Here is a 21,622-nt window from a genome sequence, read left to right as displayed (position 1 = left end):
AAATCTGTTCGTCATTGCACCGAACAATTCGGGCTCGACCCTGCTGCGCAATCTGATCGCGGCGAATGGCTGCCTGTCGCTACCGATGGAGGGGCAGCATGCGCCCGGCTTTGCCGGCCCGTCTTCGCGCGGTACGGGAACCCGCCTGATCTGGGCCAGCCGCGAGGAATGGATCGAAACATTCAGCGATCCGGCCAAGTATGACTGGGGCCGTTCGCAATCCGCATGGTACGCGCAGGCGACCCGGCCCGATGAAGGGCGCCAGCGGACGAAAGCGGTCTTCGTCACATCGTCGCCTCCCTTTCTTCTTGCGGTCGATCAGATCAGGAAGCACTTCAGAAATCCACGCTTCGTGTTCCTCGTCCGCAATCCCTATGCCGCGATCGAGGGCATCATCCGTCGGGCGGACCAACAGCCGCTGGGGCCTGATGACGATATCGTCGAGGTTGCTGCGCGTCACATGCTGCGGTGCCTTCGCGAGCAGGCGGGGAACATCGACGCCCATCGGGATGTCTCTGTCAGCCTGACCTACGAGCAGCTATGCGCTTCCCCCGCTGCGGCCGCGCGGTGCATCGACGGTCTGGTGCCCGAGATCGGTGGCCTCGACTTCAATCGATCGGTCCCGGTCAAGGGAATGCCGGCATCGCCGATCATCGATCGCAACGCCGAACAGATCGCGCGACTGACCCGCGCCCAGATTGCGCAAGCTGCCAGTGTGCTGGAAGCCGATCGCGACTTGCTGACCCGGTTCGGCTATTGATGATTGATACGGGGCAAGCTTGACCTATGCGGATGCGGGTGCGTACCATGCGCAAGACCGGCAATTTTGAGAGTGATCATGAACGACAAAGCCACCAACGCCGTTGAAGCGACGACCCGCAAGGACTGGCGCGCACCGAAGATGAAGACTCTCCCGGTTGAAGCCACGCGCGGCGGTTTGCCCCCGTCCTCTGGTGAAGATGGCTTTTACGCTTCCTGAGAAATGGTGCTGTGACCGCCGGCTAACGCTGCGACAGTCTTGGCCCAGATGAGCGATTTCGCTGTTTTCGGCCAATCGCCAGCTGGAGGTCTCCCGCTTGGCTCGTGATCGCGGTGATGAGGGTTTCTTTTCCGCATTCCCTCCGCTGACCGAGATACTGCGAAGCCTGGACGGCAAGAGTTGCGTACTCTCGAATACGTTCCAGGCAGGCGCCGACTTCGATAGATCGCTGTGGCGCCATGTTCGCCATGTGCTGTCGAGCGCGAAGGGCCACGACAAGAAAAGGGTCTGGATCGACGGTGCAAGGCTCGGCGCCGGGGGGCTGGCTTCGTGCGCCTGCTCCATGACCCCTGGCGATACGATGCAAAGCTGGGCCGAACGCGAACTTCGCGGTCGTGAATTCTGCATAGTTCTCAACAATCTGGAATCCTTTGACGATCGGATCGCATGGGCCGCCGCGCACTATGCCGCTGACTATACGCGCAGCGTCGATCACTGCGGGGCCCTCGCAATCGGCACGTTTTCAGGTTCGTATCAATCGTCGCCCATCGGCATCCACCAGGATCTGAATCTGGATCGCACGCTCCATTTTCACTTCGGGCCGGGCACGAAACACCTGCACACCTGGAGCGCCGGACAGGTTCCCGCCCGGGCCATGGCGCTTCCGCCGGACGACGAACTGAAAGCCGTTTCGACGGTTCTCGAAGTGCGCAGCGGCGAGATAGCAAATATCGAAACTCCGGTGCTGCATGTCGGCTCTGCGCCGCAGCTCTGCGCCAATCTGTGCATTCTGTTCAGGCGATTCTCGCCGTTCGACCGGCTTGAAAAGGTGGCGGGACAATTGCGGCCCCCACAATCTTCGCCAATCGCTTCCGGTGCGCACGGCCTTCCGGCACTCCCACAGGCATGGCTGCCCATTCCTTTCGGCGACGTTCAAGCCGAAGCGGATCGGCTGTTCCGGCTGGCCAATCTTTCGAATGGCGGCCTGGCGGGAAGGCCGATGGGCGGCCTGGAAGTCGTCCCGCGCTCCTCCAGCGTAAAAACGAAGCACACGGACATTTTTCCGATCCTGCTCACCACCAGTTTCGGCAAGCAGGTCCTGCTTGCCCGAGGACACATGCGGTACGTCCCCGAAGTCGAGGGCGCGACCTCGTGGATGCAGAGCCTTGCGCAAGGCCTCAGCGTCGCGGCGAGCGAACTGCTGGCGCTCGGCTCTACCGAAGAAGAACGGGTGAACTTGTGGGAGTTCCTGCAGTGGCTTGGAAAAACCGGGGCAGTCGCTCTCGATAGCTAAGGGCCTTCGCCGGATCGCCTGATAGCCGCATCATAGACCCGCCTCCATTCCTGCAACGGGTCGAAACCGCTTCTGCTCTGCCGGGTGGGGCCTGGAGACGAGGGCACGAGCCAGGGCTTCTCCGGCCCGTTGAAATGCAGCACACGTGCCTCTTCCGCGCGCGCGCCGGTGCAGCGCCTTATCTGATCCCGATGCCCCAGAAGATAATTGAATTCGGGCCCGACAATCTCCTGCAGACCGTTGAACTGCCAGTTGAACAGGATCTGGTCGGTGTGTTTTGTCGCGATGTCCTTCCACCGCTTCGGATTGATGGCACTGAGCAATGCCGCCCGGTTGCTCTCGATGCACAAATCGCCGTTGAAGACCATCAGGCCGGCATTGAACGTGTTCATCAGGCGGGGAACGGCAGAGTGCGTGGCCTTGCTGAAAGTGACCGTGTCGCGGCCCGTCTTGTCGAGAAAGGCGATGTCGCCGCAACAGACCAGCGGGGATATCGATTGCAGCGCCGGATCGATCGACCCTTGAAAGATAATGTCGCTGTCGCAGAACAGCACCTTGTCATAGCCGGTGGACAGCATTGTCTCGACCGAAAGGAATCTCCTGCGCCTGCTGGTGAACTCCGGAAGCTCTGAACACAGGCGATCCAGCCGTTCGCGCAAGTCGCGGCTTGCCGGACGAAACGCGATGGTCGGAAACAGCGCCGTCAATCGATCGATCGACCGGGGCGACAGGTCATCATGGATAACCACGAAATCGGCTGCAATTTCCGGGTGAAACACCGAAAACGAATGCAGCATCGCGATGGTCCCCGGAACGAAGTCGTCGCTGCTGACGGTGACCAGGCTCAACCGGGGCGGGCGGCTCACGATGCGTCCATCCGCCCATCCGGGAAATCGAGAATGCGCAACGCCGTCTGGGTGGGGCCGAACCGCCCATTCTCTGCGAAGTTCTCATCTTCGATCGTAGCGATCAGAGCATCTATATCGACATATTTCGCGCGCTCGGGCTTGATCCGACCGCTCTTCAGCATTGCGGCGAGCCGGCGCGTCATCGCGACGAAGGGCCCTTCGAGCGCGCCCACTCTCACGATCTCGCGTTTGGTGTTGCTCCAGCAAAGATCGTGTGGCGCGATATGGGAGAGCGTTCGCCGGAAAATCCAGCGCTGCTTCGCGCCCTGGCGGTACTGCCCGGCAGGTATGGCAAGCGCGAATTCGATGATCCGGCGGTCGAGCAGCGGATAGCTGTATTCGATCCCGAATTCCTGACCGCTTCCCGCCCATTCTTCGATGCGACGGGTCATCGTTCCGTTCTCCAGATGCCAGAGCTGGGTCTCCCGGACCGTCAGCTTGTCATCCGGCAAGGACGCGTCGGGAAGGTCGATCCTTCTCAGGAAGTCCTTGTCGACATGCTCGGTGCTCGCCTCGCGCAGACGGTATTCGGGCAGCACCTTTTTCAGAATTTGGGCGGTAACGCCTGTTCCCTTCCGCAGGCCGGCCTTGTCGACCAGTTTTCGGACCAATTGCGGGTCGATCAATCGTTTCAGGCTCTGCCGGAATTTGCCCGATACGCTGGTGGGGGAGAGTTTGCCCCCGTTCGATATGATCTGGTCGCCGCCCCAGCCGGAGAGCATCGTTGCGACACCGTCCGCCGCCGCTTCGCGCTGGACCGGAAGCTCGTTCAGGAGCGTTTTATCGCACGGCTGCGTGGTGCAATCCCTGCGGTAAAGCGCCTCGAGCGTGTCGACATCGGCCGTAATGTGCGCAACGTCGATCTGCAGGTAGTCGGTGATCCGCTTGATCCAGCGATGTTCGTTGGAAAGCGGCTCGCCGGGATTGGCCGCCGGCTGCCAGCAATATCCGCGAGTAAGCGAGGTGCCCCGCTGCGAGCAGGCTTCCAGAGCCAGGGTGGCAATTGTGGAAGAATCCAGCCCGCCGGTGATGTGGACGCCGATGTCTCCCTGTCGATCGACACGATCCGCCACGGCTCGGCGCAAGAGATCGAGCAGTTTTTCTTCGTACTCGGCGTGTGTGGCGTAGCTGATCGGCGCGACCTGCCGGGGATGCCAGTACCGGCTTACCGAATGGCCGCTGCGATCCAGCTTCAGCCGGTGTCCTGCAGGCAGCTTCCTGATCCTCCGGAAGAAGGTGTCGGTATGCGAATGGTGGTTTCCGAAGGTCAGGCAGGCGGCGAGATGCTGTTCGTCCAGCTCGCCGAGTTCGGGGTGCAGGGCGAGTATGGCATTCACATTGCTGGCAAAGACGAATTCGCCGTCCTTCTCGTAGTAGAAAAACGGTCGAACGCCCATGTGATCGCGCGCGGCGAAGGCGGTCTTGTTCCGGCTGTCGAATATGACGAACGCGAAATCGCCGAGCAAATGATCCGCGCACTGCTCGCCCCATTTCTCGTAGGCTTTCAGGATCAGAAACCGGTCCTGGTCATGGCGGCTGCCGAAGGGTAGCAGTGCAATATCCAGACCGAGTTCCCGTGCCAGGCGCTCGCGATCATCTATCCGGCAATCCGCCGCAATCGCGAGGCCCATATCCTCATCGCAAAGCGGGGACGCGGAACGCCCTTCACGATCCGGACGTGGCCACGCAAAATTGGCAAACAGAATGTCCCCGGGATCGTTCCAGCCATCGGGACAAGCGCAAAAGCCAGCTTCTGTCAGCCCCCTTTCGGCGAAGGACTGGGCCATGATCCGGCGTCGCTCGGCGGGCACGGCGTGCCTCGGCGATATGATCCCGCAGATCAGGTCCACGTTGCGGACTCCGCATTTCGAGAGTGAGCTTCGAACACGTTCAGATATACCCGAATCTTGCCATGGTCGCTTCGTGATCCCCGATCACGGTTTCGATCTGCGTCCTGGTCAGGGCGCTGCGCCAGCTTCCCTTTTGCCCGCGCCGGAAGAAGGACGAGGCAGTGGATTGCTTTTCGTCGAAACCGGATTGCTTCTCGCTTTTCTGCAATGCTTCGAAGCGGGCGAAATCAACCGCCTGTGCGACGCGTTTCTCGTCGCTCTCCAGGCCGCAAAAGTCCAATAGCCGCGTGAAGCTTTCGGCGGGGGCGTCGATCAGATCCTCGTAACGGATGACGCACACATTCGATCGGCGCTGATCGGTCCAGGTATCGACGTGATCGCCCCACCGCCCGAGGGTTTCATCGAAGAACAACCGCCCGCCTCTCAGGACTGCATCGGGCGATCGCATCAGTGCGATGACGTCGTCGACCGGCTCGTTGCGGTGGTGTGCGAAAGAGACCGCCACGTCGAGCGGGTCTCTGACCAGATAGATCGCCCTGTTCCCGCCCGACAGCATCCCGAAGGTGCTGTTTCCGGTGTCAGACGGCCCCCCGCAATCATGCGTCTTTACGAAACCCGGATCGCTCACCGTTTGCGACAGCTGGGCAAGAAACAGCTGGCGCAGTTCGGCAAGTTCGCCATCATCCAGCAGATCGGATGGCACCGCCATGGTTTCGTCGAACAGGAACCGGTCGATATGAACGGACTGCCCGATAAGCTGGTTGATGCCCACCGGTTCGGCGCCTTGGGTCAGATAGTTGCTCAGGAAGGCCCGCACCCAGGTGTTGCCGGATTTCGGGTAGGATGCGATCCAGGTAATCGACATCGCGTCGCCGATCAGCCGATTTCCGCGACGATGGCGTCCGCCAGTTCGTCCAGCAGGAATGGGCCCTCGGGTCTGAAGACCTGCGTCATGGGAATGGTTTTTGCGAGGCCGGTAATCGCGCGAAAGTGCATTTCGGCAAGGCCCTGCGCGCGATAGACTTTTCGCCGGAAAGTGAATTTCCCCGATCGGTGTACACGCTCGGTCGTGTCCATATCCCGCAGAACTATGTCCGGCCTGTTGTACGGGGTCAGGAAAAATATCCGCTCGACGGTGCGGGGGGCGGTACAGTGGTTTTCCGAGGGAACCAGGAACTTGTCGACGCGGCGACGCATGGCGATCCTGTCGGGCCGATCGACCGGGAATTGCTGCAACGTCTCGCCCCACAGCCTGTTCAGCGGAGGCGAGGGCATGATCGTCACGCTGCCATCGGACGCTGCAACCAGGGCCGACATATCGTCGGCGATCATGGAAAATCCGCGTTGCTGCAAGGCGTAGCACAGCGTCGATTTGCCAGCGCCCGAGCGTCCGACGAAAAGGGCCGCGCCGCGCGCTGTTTCTACCGCGCTGGCATGAAGCGTCAGGAAACCGCGCTGCTGCAATATGGCCGCCATGCCAGAGCCCATGAAGAAGGCGGAAAGATCGCGCGCATCGGCCCCCGCCTCGGGCTCGATCAATACCGAGTTGCCGCCTGTGGCCAGATACCGGCCGACGCCCGGCACGGTAAGTTCGAAGAACTTCGCCGAGGCCCGCCAAGTCTTGTACTCGGTTATCGGCGCGTCCTGCAGGTCTGCCAGCGCAGCATCGATATCGCCGAAGGACACGACCACGTCCGGCTGGGCGGAATCGACTTCGTCGAGGCCCGTCAACGCGATGCACGATTGCAGGTCGAGGCCGAACAGCCGATATTTGCGGTCAGTCACTGGGTGCTTTCATCGGCCGGAAAAGGACCCCGCATGGGCGATGCGGGCTGGCGCCGATCGGTCGGCGATCGATCAGGCGGATTGGTCTGCCACCAGGTTGGCGCGATGCGCCTGGCGAAGGAATTCCAGCGTGTCCTCCTCGCATTGCGCCGGGTCGACCTGGAACTCGTCCTGCAATTCCAGGCAGACGTCCCCGACGGACTTGTCCCCGTCGATCCTGCTCCAGATGCTGCTCGCGATATCGTCGAAGTGATGGTAGTCGCCCGTATCCATATCCATCAACAAAAGTCCGTCATCGACCGATGAGGACAGTACCTGTTCGGCCTTGCCCAGCGTCGTTGCCAATGTGATTTCGCTCGCTTTCGGCATGGGTGATTATCCTGTGTGTAGCAGTCGTTCAAAATTTCGCAGGCACGGTAACAGCTTAAAGGGAAGCGGCATACCGCTGGCAGCCCCGTGAAACCAGGCTGCAGGATCGCATTACGCGTCCGGTCGAGCGCCCTCGAATACCTCGAAAATGAGGTGGATGCGATCCTGCGTTCCGGCGTTTTCCGCGCCGTGCTTCTTCATGTTGTTCACCTCCACGGCTTCACCGGCTGGCAGATGAAAGCTCTGCTCGCCAATGTGAAATATCGCGTCGGGATTGGTTATCAGCGGCACATGGATCTTATGGCATCGCGGTGGCGCGCCCGTGCCGTCCGAATGAAGGTCGATGTAATGTCCCGCCTTCAGCCTGGCCAGCATGGCCTTGGGGAAGATCGGCGAGCGGAAGCCGTATTCGGCCACCGCTTTGTGCATGATCGGTTCCACAACGGGGGCCCACAGGGGCCACGCTCTGGTATCGTAATAATCGTCCGGGTCCCTGTTCCGGTGGATGAAGCGAAACACGATATGCTGTGTGTGGTGAAACACCGCGTAGGTGTTTTCCTTGGCGCCGTCCGCCTTTTCCCACACTCGGTCCGAAAGGCGCGGGACGAGCGACATCAGCGGGTCGATGTCCACCTTGCCCAAAGGTCGGATAAAGTCCGGCTTCCTGACGATGGGTCGCATGTTCTAGCCTCCGGTCCGGCGGATGATCACTTCACCATCCAGCATGTCGTCCGGCATGACGGTGGTGCGGGTGCCATCGCGCCAGATAACCGTTATCAGCGAAACCGATCGTGCGGACCCCAGGCCGAAATGGGCAGCGATGGGATCGAACGACATATAGCCCCCGCTGGCATTCACGGGGCGGGTCTGGCATTTGCCGGGCCGGATCGTCGTCTGGCCATCGACGCAGATGGTTACGCGCGCATCGACCCCCATCCGGTTGCCGATCTCGTCTCTGAGATGGACCCAAAGCGCCGGCCCGGCCGGTTTCTCGTTGCGATGGACGATTGCCGTGTGCCCCTCCGGAGGGCGAATAATATCAATATCCCCATCGCCATCGAAATCGAGCGATACGAAGCTGTATGTCGGCACGATATCGTCGAGGCCGAAGGATGCGGTGTCTTCGACGAATGCCCCGCGCCGATTGTGATACAGCATGTTGGTCGAGGATCGCGTCGGGGCGAACCAGCTGCCGATGCCCACGAAGATATCCTGCCAGCCATCCTGATCGAGATCGACGAACCGGCTGTTCCAGGTCCATCCCGGATAATTGACCGCCTGGTCCGGCGCGGCATCGGTGAACGTCCCGCCATGATCGCCCGTCAGCAGGATATTGCCCTGGCTCAGAGCCGGGGCGTGCCGCCGGGCGATCTCCTTTTGCGTCAATTTCTTGGCTGTCGGAACATCGTATGTCTTGCAGTAAGCGGCCATTTCCGGCCAGTCCTGCAAGGCGTTTTCGCAGCGCGATCGCGCCTCTGCCCCACTGATATCGCCCAGAAAATAATCGAGATTGGCAGCTGTGCTGAGCGAGCTAGTTATCCCGCACAAGGTGGCATCACGATCCGAAAGGAAGTAATTTTGGCACGGATACAACGTGAAACCCGTCCTTCGCGAACGGATCATGTTGATCGACTGGATTTCGGCTGCGCAGCGACGGACGGCATCTTCGGTCCAATCCATGTCGGCTGCGTATTGCTCGCATAGCTGGTTGACCCGCCCGTCGCCGCGTCTTGAACTTCTCACGCTGCTCGTTCTGGCTTCGGAGATCTGGCCACCGTAATAGTCGGGCAGGAGATCATTGTTCCAGTCACCCTCGTCGTAGCTCATGCTCGTCTGGGTGAAGTAGGGAAAGGGCTGCTGCTCGCGGCTTGTAGCCATCCGGCCATTGGCGTCGAAGAAGATGAACTCGTCGGTCGCGGCCAGATCGTCGCCCTTCAGATATTCGGGCCTGCCATCCCGGTTGTAGTCGGTGACGAGCCCGGTCAGCGTCTGGCCGGCCGATCCGGGCATGGTTTCCAGAACGAACGTGCCGTTTCCCTTATTCCAGGCGACCTGATTGCGCGACGTCAAAGGTGTGAGATAGGCCCATCCCTCGCCGCCCTGGCGCGAATTCCAGTTGCCGAGGATCATGTCCAGATTGCCGTCATTGTTTAGATCCGAAAAGGCGATCGACAGCACGGTGGAATGGCGGGAACCGGATATGTGCAGCATATCTTGTGACGAGAATGTGCCTTCCCGGTTGGCAAAGACGAACACCCCGTCCCAAGCGGTCGTCACCACGAGATCGAGCCATTCGTCATTGTCGAGATCGACCAGGGCGGTGTTGGCCACCTGCAGATCGTCCACCGGGCCCAGTTCCAGCGCCTGCCTTTCGAAGCGCCCTCCCAGATTGGCGTAGAGCGAAAGCCCCTTGGCCCCCAGTGGGCGTCGGAAAACGACATCCGGCCAGCCATCCTTGTGGACGTCCCCCGAACCGATACCTCCCATCATCATTTGCGGGGCAAGTTCGTGCAGTGGCGTGTTGATTGCGATGTCCATCAGTCCGATATCGGGGCCGGCTACCCGCGAAAACCTGGTCGCTCGGTCGTCATCCGCCTCCGCCGCCGGACTGACGAGAAGGTCGACGCTGATGGTGTTTCCGCCTTCATCGAGAATCTCGCCGCCGACCGGCCTCGTGGACCGCGATTGGGCCGCGATCCGATCCTTCAGCGCCGACAAGGCCGATCCTTTCGAAATTTCGGGCGGTTCCGGAAACTCCACCGGCCCACGGGATTCGATGAAGCTCGCCATGCGGTTTGCCTGAAAAATGCGTTCGTAAGGCGCGGCCACGTAGGCGATGACGCCGCCTGCCACCGCCAGTACGATGGTTGCCCCCCAGACAATCACGGCGGTTTTCAGAGAGACCGCCTTCCACAAGACCAGGAAGGCGTAGAAGCTGAACGTCCCCAGCGCGATAATCAGCACCGCGCCGTAGTGAGAACCCAGGCCGAGGCCCAGCAGGACGATCGTCAGGATGACGTCCAGTGCGATCGGGGCTGGCACCAAGCTGGCAATCAGCGCGACTGCCACCATCGCAAGGAGCACGGATAGGGGATTGGCATAAGGAAGTGCCGTGGCCAGGGCCCCGCTGTCGAAACCCATCGCAATGACCGTGGCCATCAGCGCCGCGAGAAACATCATCGGAACCGTGATGATCGCGATGAAGAACAAATTGCGCGAGAAAGTCCTCACGAACCACAGCAAGCTGGGCCCGATCCCGTCCGGCCGGGGCTGGGCATGCGAGGTGGATAGCGACCTGGCGATCCAGGCGGTCAATCCCTTGCCCTCGGCAAGCGGTGCGATGGAGGCTAAGTCTTGCTGTGTCCGGGCGACCTCTTCCTTCAGGAACAGTCGACACACGACGGGCACCACGAAGAGCACCATGAACAGGGCGAGCACCAGTTTCGTGAGTGCGATATGAAGCGGCAGCAACGAAAAGCTCATCGTTACGACGATCACATTCAGGGTCGGCGAGGCGAGGAGCGCGGACAAGGTCGTTTCCAGACGCATCCGGCCCATGTGCAGGCCAAGAGCAATGGGCGCCGCGCAATTGACGCATACGCCCAGCGGGGCACCGATAATCGTGCCCAGCGCGGAGTTCGCAAACCCGTTCTTGAAAGAGCGCTGTTCGATCAGGGACAGCAGCGTCAGGACCGCTGCACCGAACAGAACGCCGAAGGTCATTCCCTTGATGTTGGTCATGACCCAGTTCACGTTGTTGGCCACGAATTGCCACCAGAGAGAACTGTCGGGGAAGATATCGAACAGGATATCGAACGCAAAGCCGGACAGGGGCGCATTCCCGCCCATGATGGCCTTGTCGTTGAGAGAGGGATATCGGGACCCGACCCAGAAGACGATCGCCAATCCGGCGAGCGCCAGCGCGGCGATGGGAATGCGCGTATCGCCGGCGCGGATCGATTGCACCCAATTCTGCCTCTTCGGGGCTGTTAGCATTTCTCGGCGGCCCCTCGTCCTGCGCTACGTCGCCAGGCCCTCATATGATTCAAGGGGCGGCGCAACCTCATCGTTCGAACGATTTGTGGATTGCAGGACCGTCGCTGCCAACCCGCAAATGACAGGCAATGTGGGCCTTGCTCAGCGCGCGACGAAGCACGCGGTGGTCGTATGGGTCTTGAACGAACGACCGCCAGTTACGAAGATCGGGCCGACGACCAGCCACGCATGCGCCTGCATGCTTTCCCCCGAAACAGCCGAAGCAACGCGATTGCCAACGCCGAAATGGAGTGCCGATGGCACGTTCAACGCACGGCAAAGGAACTGGCCCGCTATCGCCTGAGGCACGCAATCGCTCCGAAAAGGGGTGTATCTGCTGGCGATCTGCACCGCGCTCGATATCGCAATCGCACGATCCACAGCGGCAGGAGACGCCAGCGGGCAGCACGCCCCGGCGCCGATATTTCGCCCCAGCAGCTGGCCAAGTCTTCCGAACCGGACAAAACGGAAAATGCCCGCCGCCACGCACAGCGACAGCCAGGCGGGGAGCAGGAGCAGCTTGGCCGGCACGGAGAGCTTCCAGAACACCGTCAGCTTGCGTCCGATATAACCGGTCATTCGACAAACCCCTTGCGGGGGCAGTCCGAGCCGACGCCGCAATCGGCAAAATTCCCCGAGCAATTCCACGCTCGGCCCGATAGCAGACTTCCAGACGAATGAGGCAGGGAAATTCGAAGCCGAGCCTGTCCCTCGAACACCCCCAAAGGGTTCGCCAGCGCCGCTCGTCCACCTTGCGCTTCGAGCATTCGCCTGCTCCGACCGCGACTTCTTCGGCTCTGGAGGACGCGCCATCTATCCCCCGGGGCAATCATCGGGGAGTCGCGGAACCTGCGCACGCCCGCCCGGTTGAAGGTGCACGACCCTTCACGGAGATTCCCCATGAGCGACGCACAAGCCATTTTCGACCGTCTGAAGCAGGATCACGATCGTCACCGCGAACTGCTCGACAAGCTGATGGAGACGCACGGCGACAGCCCCGAGCGCGAGCAGCTGTTCACCGAGCTGACCAAGGAACTCAAGAGCCACGCTGCGGCGGAGGAACAGGCGCTCTATTCCACGATGCTGCGTAAGCCGCCCACCACGGACGAGACGCGCCATTCGGTCGCCGAACATCACGAGATCGACGAGATGCTCAACGATCTTGCCGCAACCGACATGTCGGAGGGCGCCTGGCTCCAGAAGTTCAAGACCTTCGACCACGACTATCGCCATCACATCACAGAGGAAGAGGAAGACCACTTCCCGGACTTCCGGAAGTACCTCGACAACGAGGACGTGGAGCACATGGCGGCGGTCTTCGAACGCCGGAAGGACGAGGAAAAGGACGAGGCCGAAGTCACGCCCGAAAAGCAAGAAGACGCGAAGGAATAATGTCCGCCACGGGGGGCGGCGCGGAACTCGAGCGGAGCATCGCCTCCGGCCAGGGGCCCGATGCATCCGCCGAGAACGGAATCTGGCGCTACGAGATTGCCAACAGGATGGCGGTCGTCATCGATGGCGAGGATTACTTCGCGCACATCCATAACGCGATGGACAACGCGCGCGCCCAGATCGTGCTGATCGGCTGGGATTTCGATACGCGCATTTCGCTGAGGCGTGGGGAGGAATGGAAGAACGGCCATCATGAACGGCCGGCCCGGCTGGGCGATTATCTGCCATGGCTGGTCAAGACCCACGACGGGCTGGACATCCGCATCCTCAAGTGGGGATTGTCGTGGGTCCAGTTCTTCAAGCGCGGGCGGATGGCCTACGACATCGCCCGGATGTGGATGGTCGACGGTATCAGCTTCCGCTTCGACAGCCGGCATCCCCCCGGTTGCAGCCACCATCAGAAGATCGCGGTGTTCGACCGGCAGATGGCGGTGTGTGGCGGTATCGACCTCACCTATGATCGCTGGGATACCCGCGAACACCTGGAAGAAGACCCGCGCCGGGTGAACTGGCCCGGCAATACGCACGGGCCCTGGCACGATATCACGGTAATGATGGAAGGCCCGGTGGCGGGCGCTCTGTTCGATCTGTGCGACACGCGCTGGCAGGTCGCGGGCGGGGACCCGCTGGACCGGCCGAAACGCCCGGAAACAAGCCCCTGGCCGGATGCCCTGCAGGCCGAATTTCAGGATGTGGAGATCGGCCTGTGCCGTACGCGTGCCTGTGTCGGCGAAGTGAGCGCGGTAAGCGAGATCGAGGAACTGTTCCTCGCCCATTTCGCGCGCGCCAAACGCTTTATCTACATCGAGAACCAGTACTTCACCTCGCGCAAGATCGCGGAAGCCATCGCCAGGCGTCTGAGCGAGCCCGATCCGCCCGAGATCGTGATCGTCCACCCGCGCCATGCCGACGGCTGGCTTGAACAGCAGGCGATGGACCATGCGCGCGATCTTGTTGCCGAAGCGGTCGAAGCCGCCGACGCGCGCGATCGCTTCGAGGTCTATGTGCCCTATACCGGCGAAACGCCGATCTACGTCCACGCCAAGCTGATGATCGTGGATGACGAGGTGCTGCGGATCGGATCGGCCAATCTGAACAACCGCTCGCTCGGGCTCGACAGCGAATGCGATACCGTGCTCGACGCGGCGAGGCCCCACAATTCGGGCCGGGGACTGGAAGATAAGATTCAAGCCATCCGCATCTCTCTTCTCGCGGAACATTGCGGGGTGCCGGAAGACGAAATGCAGGCCGCGCTGGACGAACATGGCACAATGCAAGGCGCTATTGCCGCGCTCGGCTCCGAAGGGAGCAGGACGCTGCGTCCCTATGTTCCGCCGACCAAGACCGAATTCGAGGAATGGCTTGCGGAATCGGGCATGCTCGACCCTGAAAAGCCATCGGGTATCCTCAGGCCATTTGCGCGCGGCGGCCTTTTCGGCAAAGGCGGGCGGCTCAGGCGGTTGCGCGACAGGGCAAAGAGGAAATTTCTGAAATGAGCAGTCTGGTCGGTCCGGACGAGGACAGGGAAGCAGGCAAGTTGCCGGTGCCCGAGGATGTGCAGGCAGCGGTGCGAACCTTGCTGGAGTGGACGGGGGACGATCCCACGCGCGAGGGGTTGATCGATACACCCAAGCGCGTCGCGCGCGCCTGGAAGGAATATTGCCAGGGATACGAGGAGGACCCTGCGGTCCACCTGTCCCGCGTGTTCGAGGAAGTCGGCGGCTACGACGAAATCGTGCTGCTGAAGGATATCCCCTTCCAGTCGCACTGCGAGCACCACATGGCACCGATCATCGGCGTGGCGCACATCGCCTATCTGCCGACCGACTTCGTGGTGGGAATTTCGAAGCTGGCCCGTGTGCTGCACGGCTATGCCCGCCGCCTTCAGGTGCAGGAGCGGCTGACCGCGGAGGTCGCGCAGTGCATCTGGGAAAATCTGAAGCCCGAAGGCGTGGCGGTCGTCATCGAGGCAAGCCATGCCTGCATGACCGCGCGCGGGGTGCGCACGCCCGGCGTCGGCATGGTCACCAGCCGGATGATGGGCGTATTTCGCGACGACGAGCGCAGCCGCAAGGAAGTTCTCAGCCTGATGGGCTACTGATACGAAAAAGGGCGACCGCTCCACTCCGAGCGGTCGCCCCCATGCCTATCGGCAAAGCCGGTTCGTCAGAGCTGGCCGAGCATGTGCTCCGCGCTCGAGACGCTGAAATCGCCCGGCTTCTCGACGTTCAGCTTGCGGACCTTGCCGTCGTCGACGATCATCGAATAGCGCTGGCTGCGCTTGCCCATGCCGAAGCCCGATCCATCCATGGTGAGGCCCACGGCTTCGGCGAATTCGCCATTGCCGTCTGCCAGCATGGTCACATCCTTGCTGCCGTCGGCCTGCTGCCATGCACCCATGACGAATGCATCATTGACCGAAATGCAGGCGATCTCGTCCACGCCCTTGGACTTCAGTTCTTCCGCTTTCTCCGCAAAACCGGGCAGGTGCTTGGCCGAACAGGTCGGGGTGAAAGCGCCGGGCACGGCGAACAGCGCCACCTTGCGGCCCGCGAAGAACTCGCGCGTGTCGACCGGTTCCGGCCCGCCTTCGGTGGCCTTGGAAATCTTCACCTGGGGGATCGTGTCGCCTTCGGAAATATTCATGGGTCGGTAGTCCTTCACCTGAGAGTTGCGGGCCCGCTTGTGGCCTGCCGCCGGTCTTCGGGCAATCCCTTGAGACGCGCTGGCGACAGAGCCCGGCTGCGGGTTCACCATTCCTACGGATCATGCGCGGAATCTATCCCGTTTTTCGGGCTGCACGCGTCCACCCAACGGATTTGCCGCACCACCTGTGGCTCTCGGCGCTTGCAGATATAAAGAAGTCTTTATATTGGCCGCGAAACAAGCGCGGCACTGAATCGCGCACAACGGAACATTCCCCGGGTTCCCTGCGCCAAGCCGGCGTATGCCCACAAAGCCCAAAGGAGCAAGCATGGCTACCAAGGAACAGGACTACATCGTCAAGGACATCGATCTTGCGGACTATGGCCGCAAGGAGATCGAAATCGCCGAAACCGAAATGCCGGGCCTGATGGCGCTGCGCGAACAGTACGGCGAGAGCAAGCCCCTGAAGGGCGCGAAGATCGCGGGTTCGCTGCACATGACGATCCAGACCGGCGTGCTGATCGAAACGCTGGTGGAACTGGGCGCCGACGTGCGCTGGACCACCTGCAACATCTATTCGACGCAGGATCACGCCGCGGCCTACATCGCCGACAAGGGCATCCCCGTGTTCGCGATCAAGGGCGAGACGCTGGCCGATTACTGGGACTACGTCGCCAAGATCTTCGACTGGGGTGACGAGCCCTGCAACATGATCCTCGACGATGGCGGCGATGCCACCATGTTTGCGCTGTGGGGCGCCCGGATCGAAGCGGGCGAGGAAATGCCCGCGCCGACCAACGAGGAAGAGCGCGAAATGCAGCGCGCCCTCAAGGCCTTCATCGAACGCAAGCCCGGCTACCTGACCAAGACGGTGGAAACCGTGCGCGGCGTCTCGGAAGAGACCACCACCGGCGTCAACCGCCTCTACCAGCTGTCGAAGGCGGGCAAGCTGCCGTTCCCGGCGATCAACGTGAACGACTCCGTCACCAAGTCGAAGTTCGACAACAAGTACGGCTGCAAGGAATCGCTGGTCGACGGCATCCGCCGCGGCACCGATGTGATGATGGCCGGCAAGGTCGCCTGCGTCGCGGGCTACGGTGATGTCGGCAAGGGTTCGGCGGCCTCGCTCGCCGGTGCCGGTGCGCGCGTCATGGTCACCGAGATCGACCCGATCTGCGCCCTGCAGGCAGCAATGGACGGGTTCGAGGTCGTGACGATGGAAGAGGCGACCAAGCGTGCCGACATCTTCGTGACCACCACGGGCAACAAGGACGTCATCACCGTCGACCACATGCGCGCCATGAAGGACATGGCGATCGTGGGTAACATCGGCCACTTCGACAACGAGATCCAGGTCGATGCGCTGTCGAACATGAAGTGGACCGAGATCAAGCCGCAGGTCGATCTGGTCGAGTTCCCCGACGGCAAGCGGATGATCCTTCTCTCGAAGGGCCGCCTGCTCAACCTCGGCAATGCGACCGGCCACCCCAGCTTCGTGATGAGCGCCAGCTTCACCAACCAGGTGCTGGCCCAGATCGAGCTCTATACGAAGGCCGATCAGTACGACAACGCGGTGCACGTGCTGCCCAAGCACCTCGACGAAGAGGTTGCCGCGCTTCACCTGCAGAAGCTCAACGTCAATCTGACCGAGATGAGCGACGAGCAGGCCGACTACATCGGCGTGCCCAAGGAAGGGCCCTACAAGCCCGAGCATTACCGCTACTAAGCGCGCGAAAGCGTTGGGGCGGGGAATTCCTCGCCTCATGCAGGCCCGGGATGGTTGCCAAGCAGCCATCGCCGGGCCTAGCTGATTCTCATGGACCTTGGCTCAACCGCGCTGGCGCTTCTCGGCCTTCTGCTGGCGGCGTGGACGGCTGGCGCTGCGTGGCTGATGATCGCCGCGGGTGCCCGCGCGCGCGGTGCGGACGCCGCGCGGCGCACGGCCATGCGCCTCAACCGGCTGCTTGACGAGGCGCCAACGGCCGCGCTGCTCGTGCGCAGCGACGGACGGCTGGAAGGGTCGGAGCGGCTGGCGCACTGGCTCGGGCTCGATCAGCTTCCGCAGTTCCTCGGTGAACTGGCCAAGTATCCCGACCGTGGCCTGACCTCGGACCAGCTGGACGAACTGACCGAAAAGGTCCGCCTGGCGCAGAAATCCGCCGCGCCGTTTCGCATGGCGGTGACGCTGCCCGGGTCCTCGCGCAGCCTCGCACTGCGCGGCAGCCTGGCCGACCCGCAGGTGTCGCCCGGCGGCGCCGCACTGATCTGGGTGTTCGACTTCAGCGAGAGCGAGCTGGAACTCAGCCGCATGCGCAAGGAAACGGCGCGCGCCCGGTCCGATTTCGCGGCGCTGGTCGGCCTGATCGAGGCGGCCCCCACGCCGATGTGGTTCCGCAATGCGGACATGCAGCTGCAGCTGGTCAACAAGGCCTATGTCGCCGCAGTGGGTGCCGAGGATGCGCAAAGCGTCATCGACCAGCAGATCGAGCTGGTCGAGGCGGTCGACGGTGCGATCCCCGCCGATGTCGCGCGCGAAGCCTCCGTGACGGGCGAGCCTATCGAGCGGGTCGTCTCCGTCACCAGTGTTGACGGGGTGCGGCGGCGCTTTCGCGTGTCCGACCTGCCGCTGGGGGAAGAAGGGGTGGCGGGCTACGCGGTCGATATCCAGGAACAGGAAGACCAGGCGCGCCAGCATCGCGCCTACCGTGAAGCGCAGCGCAGCATGCTCGACCGGCTCTCGGTCGGCGTCGCGCAGTTCGATGGAGAGCGCAAGCTGACCTTCGCCAACCAGCCGTTCCGCCGTCTGCTGGGCATGCGCCCCGGTTCCGGGCCGCTGGGCACATCCTTCGAACGCATGCTGAGCGATGCGCGCGACGAGGGCCGCCTGCCCGAAGTCCGCGACTTCCCGACCTGGCGCAAGGACCGCGTGGACTGGTTCGGCGAGGATGCGACGCAGGAAGAGGATTGGCCGCTGTCTGATGGCACGCACCTTTCGGTCGTCGGCCAGCCGATGCCCGACGGCGGGCTCGCGCTGATCCTCGAAGACCGTACCGAACAGCTCTCGCTTGCGGCCAACCGCGATACCCTGCTGCGCACGCGCACCGCCATGCTCGACAGCCTCTTCGAAGCGCTGGCGGTGTTCGCGCCCGACGGGACGCTGCAATTGTGGAACCACAGCTTCCCCGAAACCTGGGGGCTGGAAGCAGACGCGCTGGACAGCCATCCTTCCGTCGATGCGCTGCTCGACATGATAGAGCGCAACCTTGCCCGACCACGGCAGATCAAGGGCGTCGCCGAGGTGATCCGTTCCGCCACGCTCGACCGCAAGGAGCGGGCGGGGCGGTTGCAGCTGGCCGATGGCCGGACCATCGAGTTCGCGGGCATCCCGCTGCCCGATGGCAACGGCCTGCTCACCACGCTGGATGTGACCGCCAACGAACAGGCGGAGATGGCTCTGCGCGACCGGGCGGAGGCACTGGAACAGGCGGACAAGGTGAAGACCCGTTTCCTCGCCAACATGTCCTACGAATTCCGCACGCCGCTCACCTCCATCGGCGGCTTTGCGGAGCTGCTGCAGGCCGAGGTTGCCGGGCCGCTGAGCGATGGGGCGAAGGAATATGTCGCGGCCATTCTCGAATCGGTCGCGCGCCTTACCGATCAGGTGGAAAACGTGCTCGACCTCTCGCAGAGCGAAGCGGGCCTTCTCCCGATTGCGCGGCGCGAATTGTCGCTGCTGGCGTTTGTCGCCGGGGTTGCGCGGGCGCGCGAGGATGCGATCGAGGCGAAGTCGATCACGCTCGACCTGCGGGGCAGCCAGTCGCTCAAGCTGGCGGCGGACCCGCGCCAGCTGGGCCGCGCGATAGGCCAGCTGCTCGACAATGCCATCGAGGCTTGCGGCGAAAACGGGCGCATCCTTGTGGATATTTCCGCGCATGAGGGCGGGGCACGCATCGTGATTTCGGATAATGGGCGTGGCATGGAAGAAGCCGAGCTGACCCGAGCGCTCGACGGCATGCGCGACGATGGCGGCAGCGATACGACGCGGCGACAGGGACTGGGCCTGCCACTTGCCAGGCAATTGATCGAGGCACATGGGGGCCGGTTCGAAATCCAGTCGCAGAAGGGAGTTGGCACCAGCGTCACCATGACGCTGCCGCGCGCGTCATGAGTGAACCCGTGGAGCTTCCCGACCTCGCTGCGGTGGAGGATTTAGGCGCGCGGATTGCCGCAAGGATGCGTGCGGGCGACGTTGTCGCGCTGTCCGGCCCGCTGGGGGCGGGCAAGACAACGCTGGCACGCGCCATCCTGCGCGCAGCAGGCCACGAAGGCGAGGTTCCCTCGCCCACCTTCACGCTGATCGAGATGTACGACGCGCTCGATCCCCCCGTGGCGCACGCGGATTTCTATCGCCTCGAACACCCGTCCGAGGCCGAGGAGCTTGGGCTGGAAGATTACCGCGAAGGCGCGGTGCTGATCGCCGAGTGGCCGGAAAAGGCGGGCGGCTTCGGCCATGAACCCGCCTGCCTCTCGATTTCGCTGTCGGATCGGGGCGATACGCGTTTGGCGATTGTCGAATGCGGGGCAGATTGGCTAGGACGCGCGCCATGACGACATTGCCTGACGGTATTCATGATTTCCTCGGCGCGGCAGGCTGGGCCGGGGCGCAGATCGCACCGCTGACCGGCGATGCCAGCTTCCGCCGCTATTTCCGGCTCCACCACCAGGGCAAGAGCGCGATGCTGATGCACGCACCGCCGCCCGAAGAACCACGCGAGTTCCTGCATGTCGGGCGCTGGCTGCTCGACAACGAGATCCGCGCGCCGCAGATCTATGCCGAGGATCTCGACAATGGATGGGTTCTGATCGAGGATTTCGGCGACGCGCGCATGCGCGACTGGCTGGACGACAATCCAGCCGGCGAGGAAGCAGCCTATACCGCCGCGATCGATACGCTGGCCGATCTGCACCGCAAGTCCGCCGGGCCTTTTCCGCCTTACGACGAGCTGACCTACCTGCGCGAGGCGCAGCTGTTTACCGAATGGTATTGTCCTGCGCTCGGCCTCGATGTCGATACGCAGGGTTTCGATGAAGCATGGCGCAAGGCACTCGCCCCGCTGATCGAAAGCCAGCAGCCCGGCGTCACCGTGCTGCGCGATTATCATGCGGAAAACATCATGCTGTTGCGCCCCGATGATGGCGTGGACGAACAGGGCGTGATCGATTTCCAGGACGCGCTTGTCGGCCACCCGGCGTATGACCTTGTCTCCCTGCTGCAGGATGCACGGCGCGACGTGGCGCCGGAACTGGAAGCAAGGATGCTGGCCCATTACCGCGAATGTGCGCAGTGCGACGACCGGTTCGATGCCGATTATGCGCTGCTGGGCGCGCAGCGGAACACCAAAATCGTCGGCATCTTCGCGCGCCTCGACCGGCGCGATGGCAAGCCGCGCTACCTTGGTATGATCCCGCGTGTGTGGGAGGCGCTGGAGCGCGATCTTGCCCATCCCGCGCTTGCCCCCGTGGCGCGGTGGTTCGATGCCAATATCCCCGCGAACTTGCGCGAGCAGCGCGGCGCGGTGCCGCAATGAGCGCGCTTGTCTCCGACACCGCGATGGTGATGGCGGCGGGGCTGGGCAAGCGCATGCGCCCGCTCACCGCCACGATGCCCAAGCCGCTGGTGCGGGTGGCGGGCAAGCCGCTGATCGACCACACGCTGGATCGGCTGGCGGACGCGGGCGTGAGCCGCGCGGTCGTCAACGTGCATTACCTGGCGGACGCTCTCGAAGCCCATCTGGCGGAGCGCAAAAGCCCGAAGGTCGACATCTCGGACGAACGGGAACAGCTGCTCGAAACGGGAGGCGGGATGATCAAGGCGCAAGGCCTGCTGCCCGATCCCTTTTACTGCCTCAACTCGGACAATATCTGGCTGGAAGGGCCGCGCAATGCCTTTGCGGAGCTGTCCGATCGCTGGGATGATGCCGCGATGGACGCGCTGCTGCTGGTCGTTCCGCACAAGCGGGCCGGCAATTTCAGCGGGCCGGGCGATTTCCATCTGGACGCGCGCGGCCTCGTCTCGCGCCGCAAGTCGGGCCGGATCGCGCCTTTCATCTATACCGGTATCCAGCTGGTGTCGCACCGCCTGCTGCGCGATGCACCCGAGGACAAGTTTTCCACCAACATCCTGTGGAACCGCGCAATGGAAGAAGGGCGGCTGTTCGGTCTGCAATTCACCGGCGAATGGTTCGAGGTCGGCACGCCAGCGGCGGTACGCCAGACCGAGGAAGCGCTGGCGCGTGGCTGAGGC

At 62.6% G+C, this 21,622-nt stretch carries 20 protein-coding genes; 11 read left to right on the top strand and 9 right to left on the bottom strand.

What is annotated here, in order from left to right; all coding sequences use genetic code 11:
• The 3 genes from ADAD_RS0114290 to ADAD_RS0114285 form a co-directional block, all read left to right on the top strand.
• Window positions 1–760: sulfotransferase family protein (locus tag ADAD_RS0114290; RefSeq protein WP_010415153.1), on the top strand; the 760-nt coding region annotated here is incomplete at its 5' end.
• A 78-nt stretch (window positions 761–838) separates the two neighbouring features.
• On the top strand, window positions 839–979 hold the full coding sequence (locus ADAD_RS17030; protein ID WP_158005197.1) for a hypothetical protein: 141 nt from the start codon (window positions 839–841) through the stop codon (window positions 977–979).
• A gap of 97 nt (window positions 980–1,076) precedes the next feature.
• Window positions 1,077–2,273, top strand: a complete 1,197-nt coding sequence (locus ADAD_RS0114285; protein ID WP_010415150.1) for a hypothetical protein — start codon at window positions 1,077–1,079, stop codon at window positions 2,271–2,273.
• Here ADAD_RS0114285 and ADAD_RS0114280 read toward each other — a convergent pair.
• The 8 genes from ADAD_RS0114280 to ADAD_RS16460 form a co-directional block, all read right to left on the bottom strand.
• On the bottom strand, window positions 2,270–3,139 hold the full coding sequence (locus tag ADAD_RS0114280) for a glycosyltransferase family 8 protein (protein WP_029140168.1): 870 nt from the start codon (window positions 3,137–3,139) through the stop codon (window positions 2,270–2,272). The two genes, ADAD_RS0114285 and ADAD_RS0114280, sit on opposite strands and share 4 nt — an antisense overlap.
• Window positions 3,136–4,968, bottom strand: a complete 1,833-nt coding sequence (locus tag ADAD_RS0114275; RefSeq protein ID WP_139020475.1) for an asparagine synthetase B family protein — start codon at window positions 4,966–4,968, stop codon at window positions 3,136–3,138. The genes ADAD_RS0114280 and ADAD_RS0114275 overlap by 4 nt, the downstream gene beginning before the upstream one ends.
• Before the next feature lie 103 nt (window positions 4,969–5,071).
• On the bottom strand, window positions 5,072–5,896 hold the full coding sequence (locus ADAD_RS0114270; RefSeq protein WP_010415145.1) for a sulfotransferase domain-containing protein: 825 nt from the start codon (window positions 5,894–5,896) through the stop codon (window positions 5,072–5,074).
• 11 nt (window positions 5,897–5,907) lie between these two features.
• Window positions 5,908–6,816, bottom strand: a complete 909-nt coding sequence (locus tag ADAD_RS16125) for a hypothetical protein (protein ID WP_010415143.1) — start codon at window positions 6,814–6,816, stop codon at window positions 5,908–5,910.
• A 72-nt stretch (window positions 6,817–6,888) separates the two neighbouring features.
• Window positions 6,889–7,185, bottom strand: a complete 297-nt coding sequence (locus ADAD_RS0114265; RefSeq protein WP_010415141.1) for a PqqD family protein — start codon at window positions 7,183–7,185, stop codon at window positions 6,889–6,891.
• Window positions 7,186–7,296: 111 nt separating this feature from the next.
• Entirely contained in the window at window positions 7,297–7,866 is a 570-nt protein-coding gene (locus tag ADAD_RS0114260) for an aspartyl/asparaginyl beta-hydroxylase domain-containing protein (RefSeq protein WP_029140166.1), read from the bottom strand.
• Between the two features lie 3 nt (window positions 7,867–7,869).
• Window positions 7,870–11,151, bottom strand: coding sequence for an FG-GAP-like repeat-containing protein (locus tag ADAD_RS0114255; protein WP_010415138.1), 3,282 nt, complete (start codon window positions 11,149–11,151; stop codon window positions 7,870–7,872).
• 171 nt (window positions 11,152–11,322) lie between these two features.
• Window positions 11,323–11,799, bottom strand: a complete 477-nt coding sequence (locus tag ADAD_RS16460) for a lasso peptide biosynthesis B2 protein (protein WP_010415135.1) — start codon at window positions 11,797–11,799, stop codon at window positions 11,323–11,325.
• Between the two features lie 321 nt (window positions 11,800–12,120).
• Between ADAD_RS16460 and ADAD_RS0114245 the strand changes: the two genes are divergently transcribed.
• The 3 genes from ADAD_RS0114245 to folE are packed head-to-tail and all read left to right on the top strand — an operon-like array spanning window position 12,121 to window position 14,773.
• Entirely contained in the window at window positions 12,121–12,612 is a 492-nt protein-coding gene (locus ADAD_RS0114245; RefSeq protein ID WP_010415132.1) for a hemerythrin domain-containing protein, read from the top strand.
• Window positions 12,612–14,168 carry a phospholipase D-like domain-containing protein gene (locus tag ADAD_RS0114240; protein WP_010415131.1) on the top strand — a complete coding sequence of 519 codons (1,557 nt, stop codon included), beginning with the start codon at window positions 12,612–12,614 and terminating at the stop codon, window positions 14,166–14,168. The genes ADAD_RS0114245 and ADAD_RS0114240 overlap by 1 nt, the downstream gene beginning before the upstream one ends.
• Complete coding sequence (gene folE / locus ADAD_RS0114235; protein ID WP_010415128.1) at window positions 14,165–14,773, top strand: GTP cyclohydrolase I FolE; 609 nt, start codon at window positions 14,165–14,167, stop codon at window positions 14,771–14,773. Before ADAD_RS0114240 ends, folE begins: the two co-directional genes overlap by 4 nt.
• 65 nt (window positions 14,774–14,838) lie before the next feature.
• Here folE and ADAD_RS0114230 read toward each other — a convergent pair whose 3' ends face one another.
• Window positions 14,839–15,318, bottom strand: coding sequence for a peroxiredoxin (locus ADAD_RS0114230; protein ID WP_010415125.1), 480 nt, complete (start codon window positions 15,316–15,318; stop codon window positions 14,839–14,841).
• A gap of 328 nt (window positions 15,319–15,646) precedes the next feature.
• Here ADAD_RS0114230 and ahcY point away from each other — a divergent pair, with 328 nt between their 5' ends.
• The 5 genes from ahcY to ADAD_RS0114205 all read left to right on the top strand — a co-directional run bounded on the left by ahcY (window position 15,647) and on the right by ADAD_RS0114205 (window position 21,619).
• Complete coding sequence (gene ahcY, locus ADAD_RS0114225) at window positions 15,647–17,044, top strand: adenosylhomocysteinase (RefSeq protein ID WP_010415124.1); 1,398 nt, start codon at window positions 15,647–15,649, stop codon at window positions 17,042–17,044.
• Window positions 17,045–17,134: 90 nt separating this feature from the next.
• Complete coding sequence (locus ADAD_RS0114220) at window positions 17,135–19,486, top strand: PAS domain-containing sensor histidine kinase (protein ID WP_010415123.1); 2,352 nt, start codon at window positions 17,135–17,137, stop codon at window positions 19,484–19,486.
• On the top strand, window positions 19,483–19,926 hold the full coding sequence (tsaE, locus tag ADAD_RS0114215; RefSeq protein ID WP_029140164.1) for a tRNA (adenosine(37)-N6)-threonylcarbamoyltransferase complex ATPase subunit type 1 TsaE: 444 nt from the start codon (window positions 19,483–19,485) through the stop codon (window positions 19,924–19,926). The genes ADAD_RS0114220 and tsaE overlap by 4 nt, the downstream gene beginning before the upstream one ends.
• A complete protein-coding gene (locus ADAD_RS0114210) occupies window positions 19,923–20,906 on the top strand; it encodes an aminoglycoside phosphotransferase family protein (protein ID WP_010415121.1) in 984 nt (327 codons plus the stop codon). The genes tsaE and ADAD_RS0114210 overlap by 4 nt, the downstream gene beginning before the upstream one ends.
• A complete protein-coding gene (locus ADAD_RS0114205) occupies window positions 20,903–21,619 on the top strand; it encodes a nucleotidyltransferase family protein (protein ID WP_010415120.1) in 717 nt (238 codons plus the stop codon). Before ADAD_RS0114210 ends, ADAD_RS0114205 begins: the two co-directional genes overlap by 4 nt.
• Window positions 21,620–21,622 lie beyond the last annotated feature (3 nt).

It is taken from the genome of Citromicrobium sp. JLT1363, from assembly GCF_000186705.1.
Lineage (GTDB): Bacteria > Pseudomonadota > Alphaproteobacteria > Sphingomonadales > Sphingomonadaceae > Alteriqipengyuania.
Note: the sequence above shows the minus strand (reverse complement) of the source record. Positions and strands in the feature narration are given on the sequence as shown.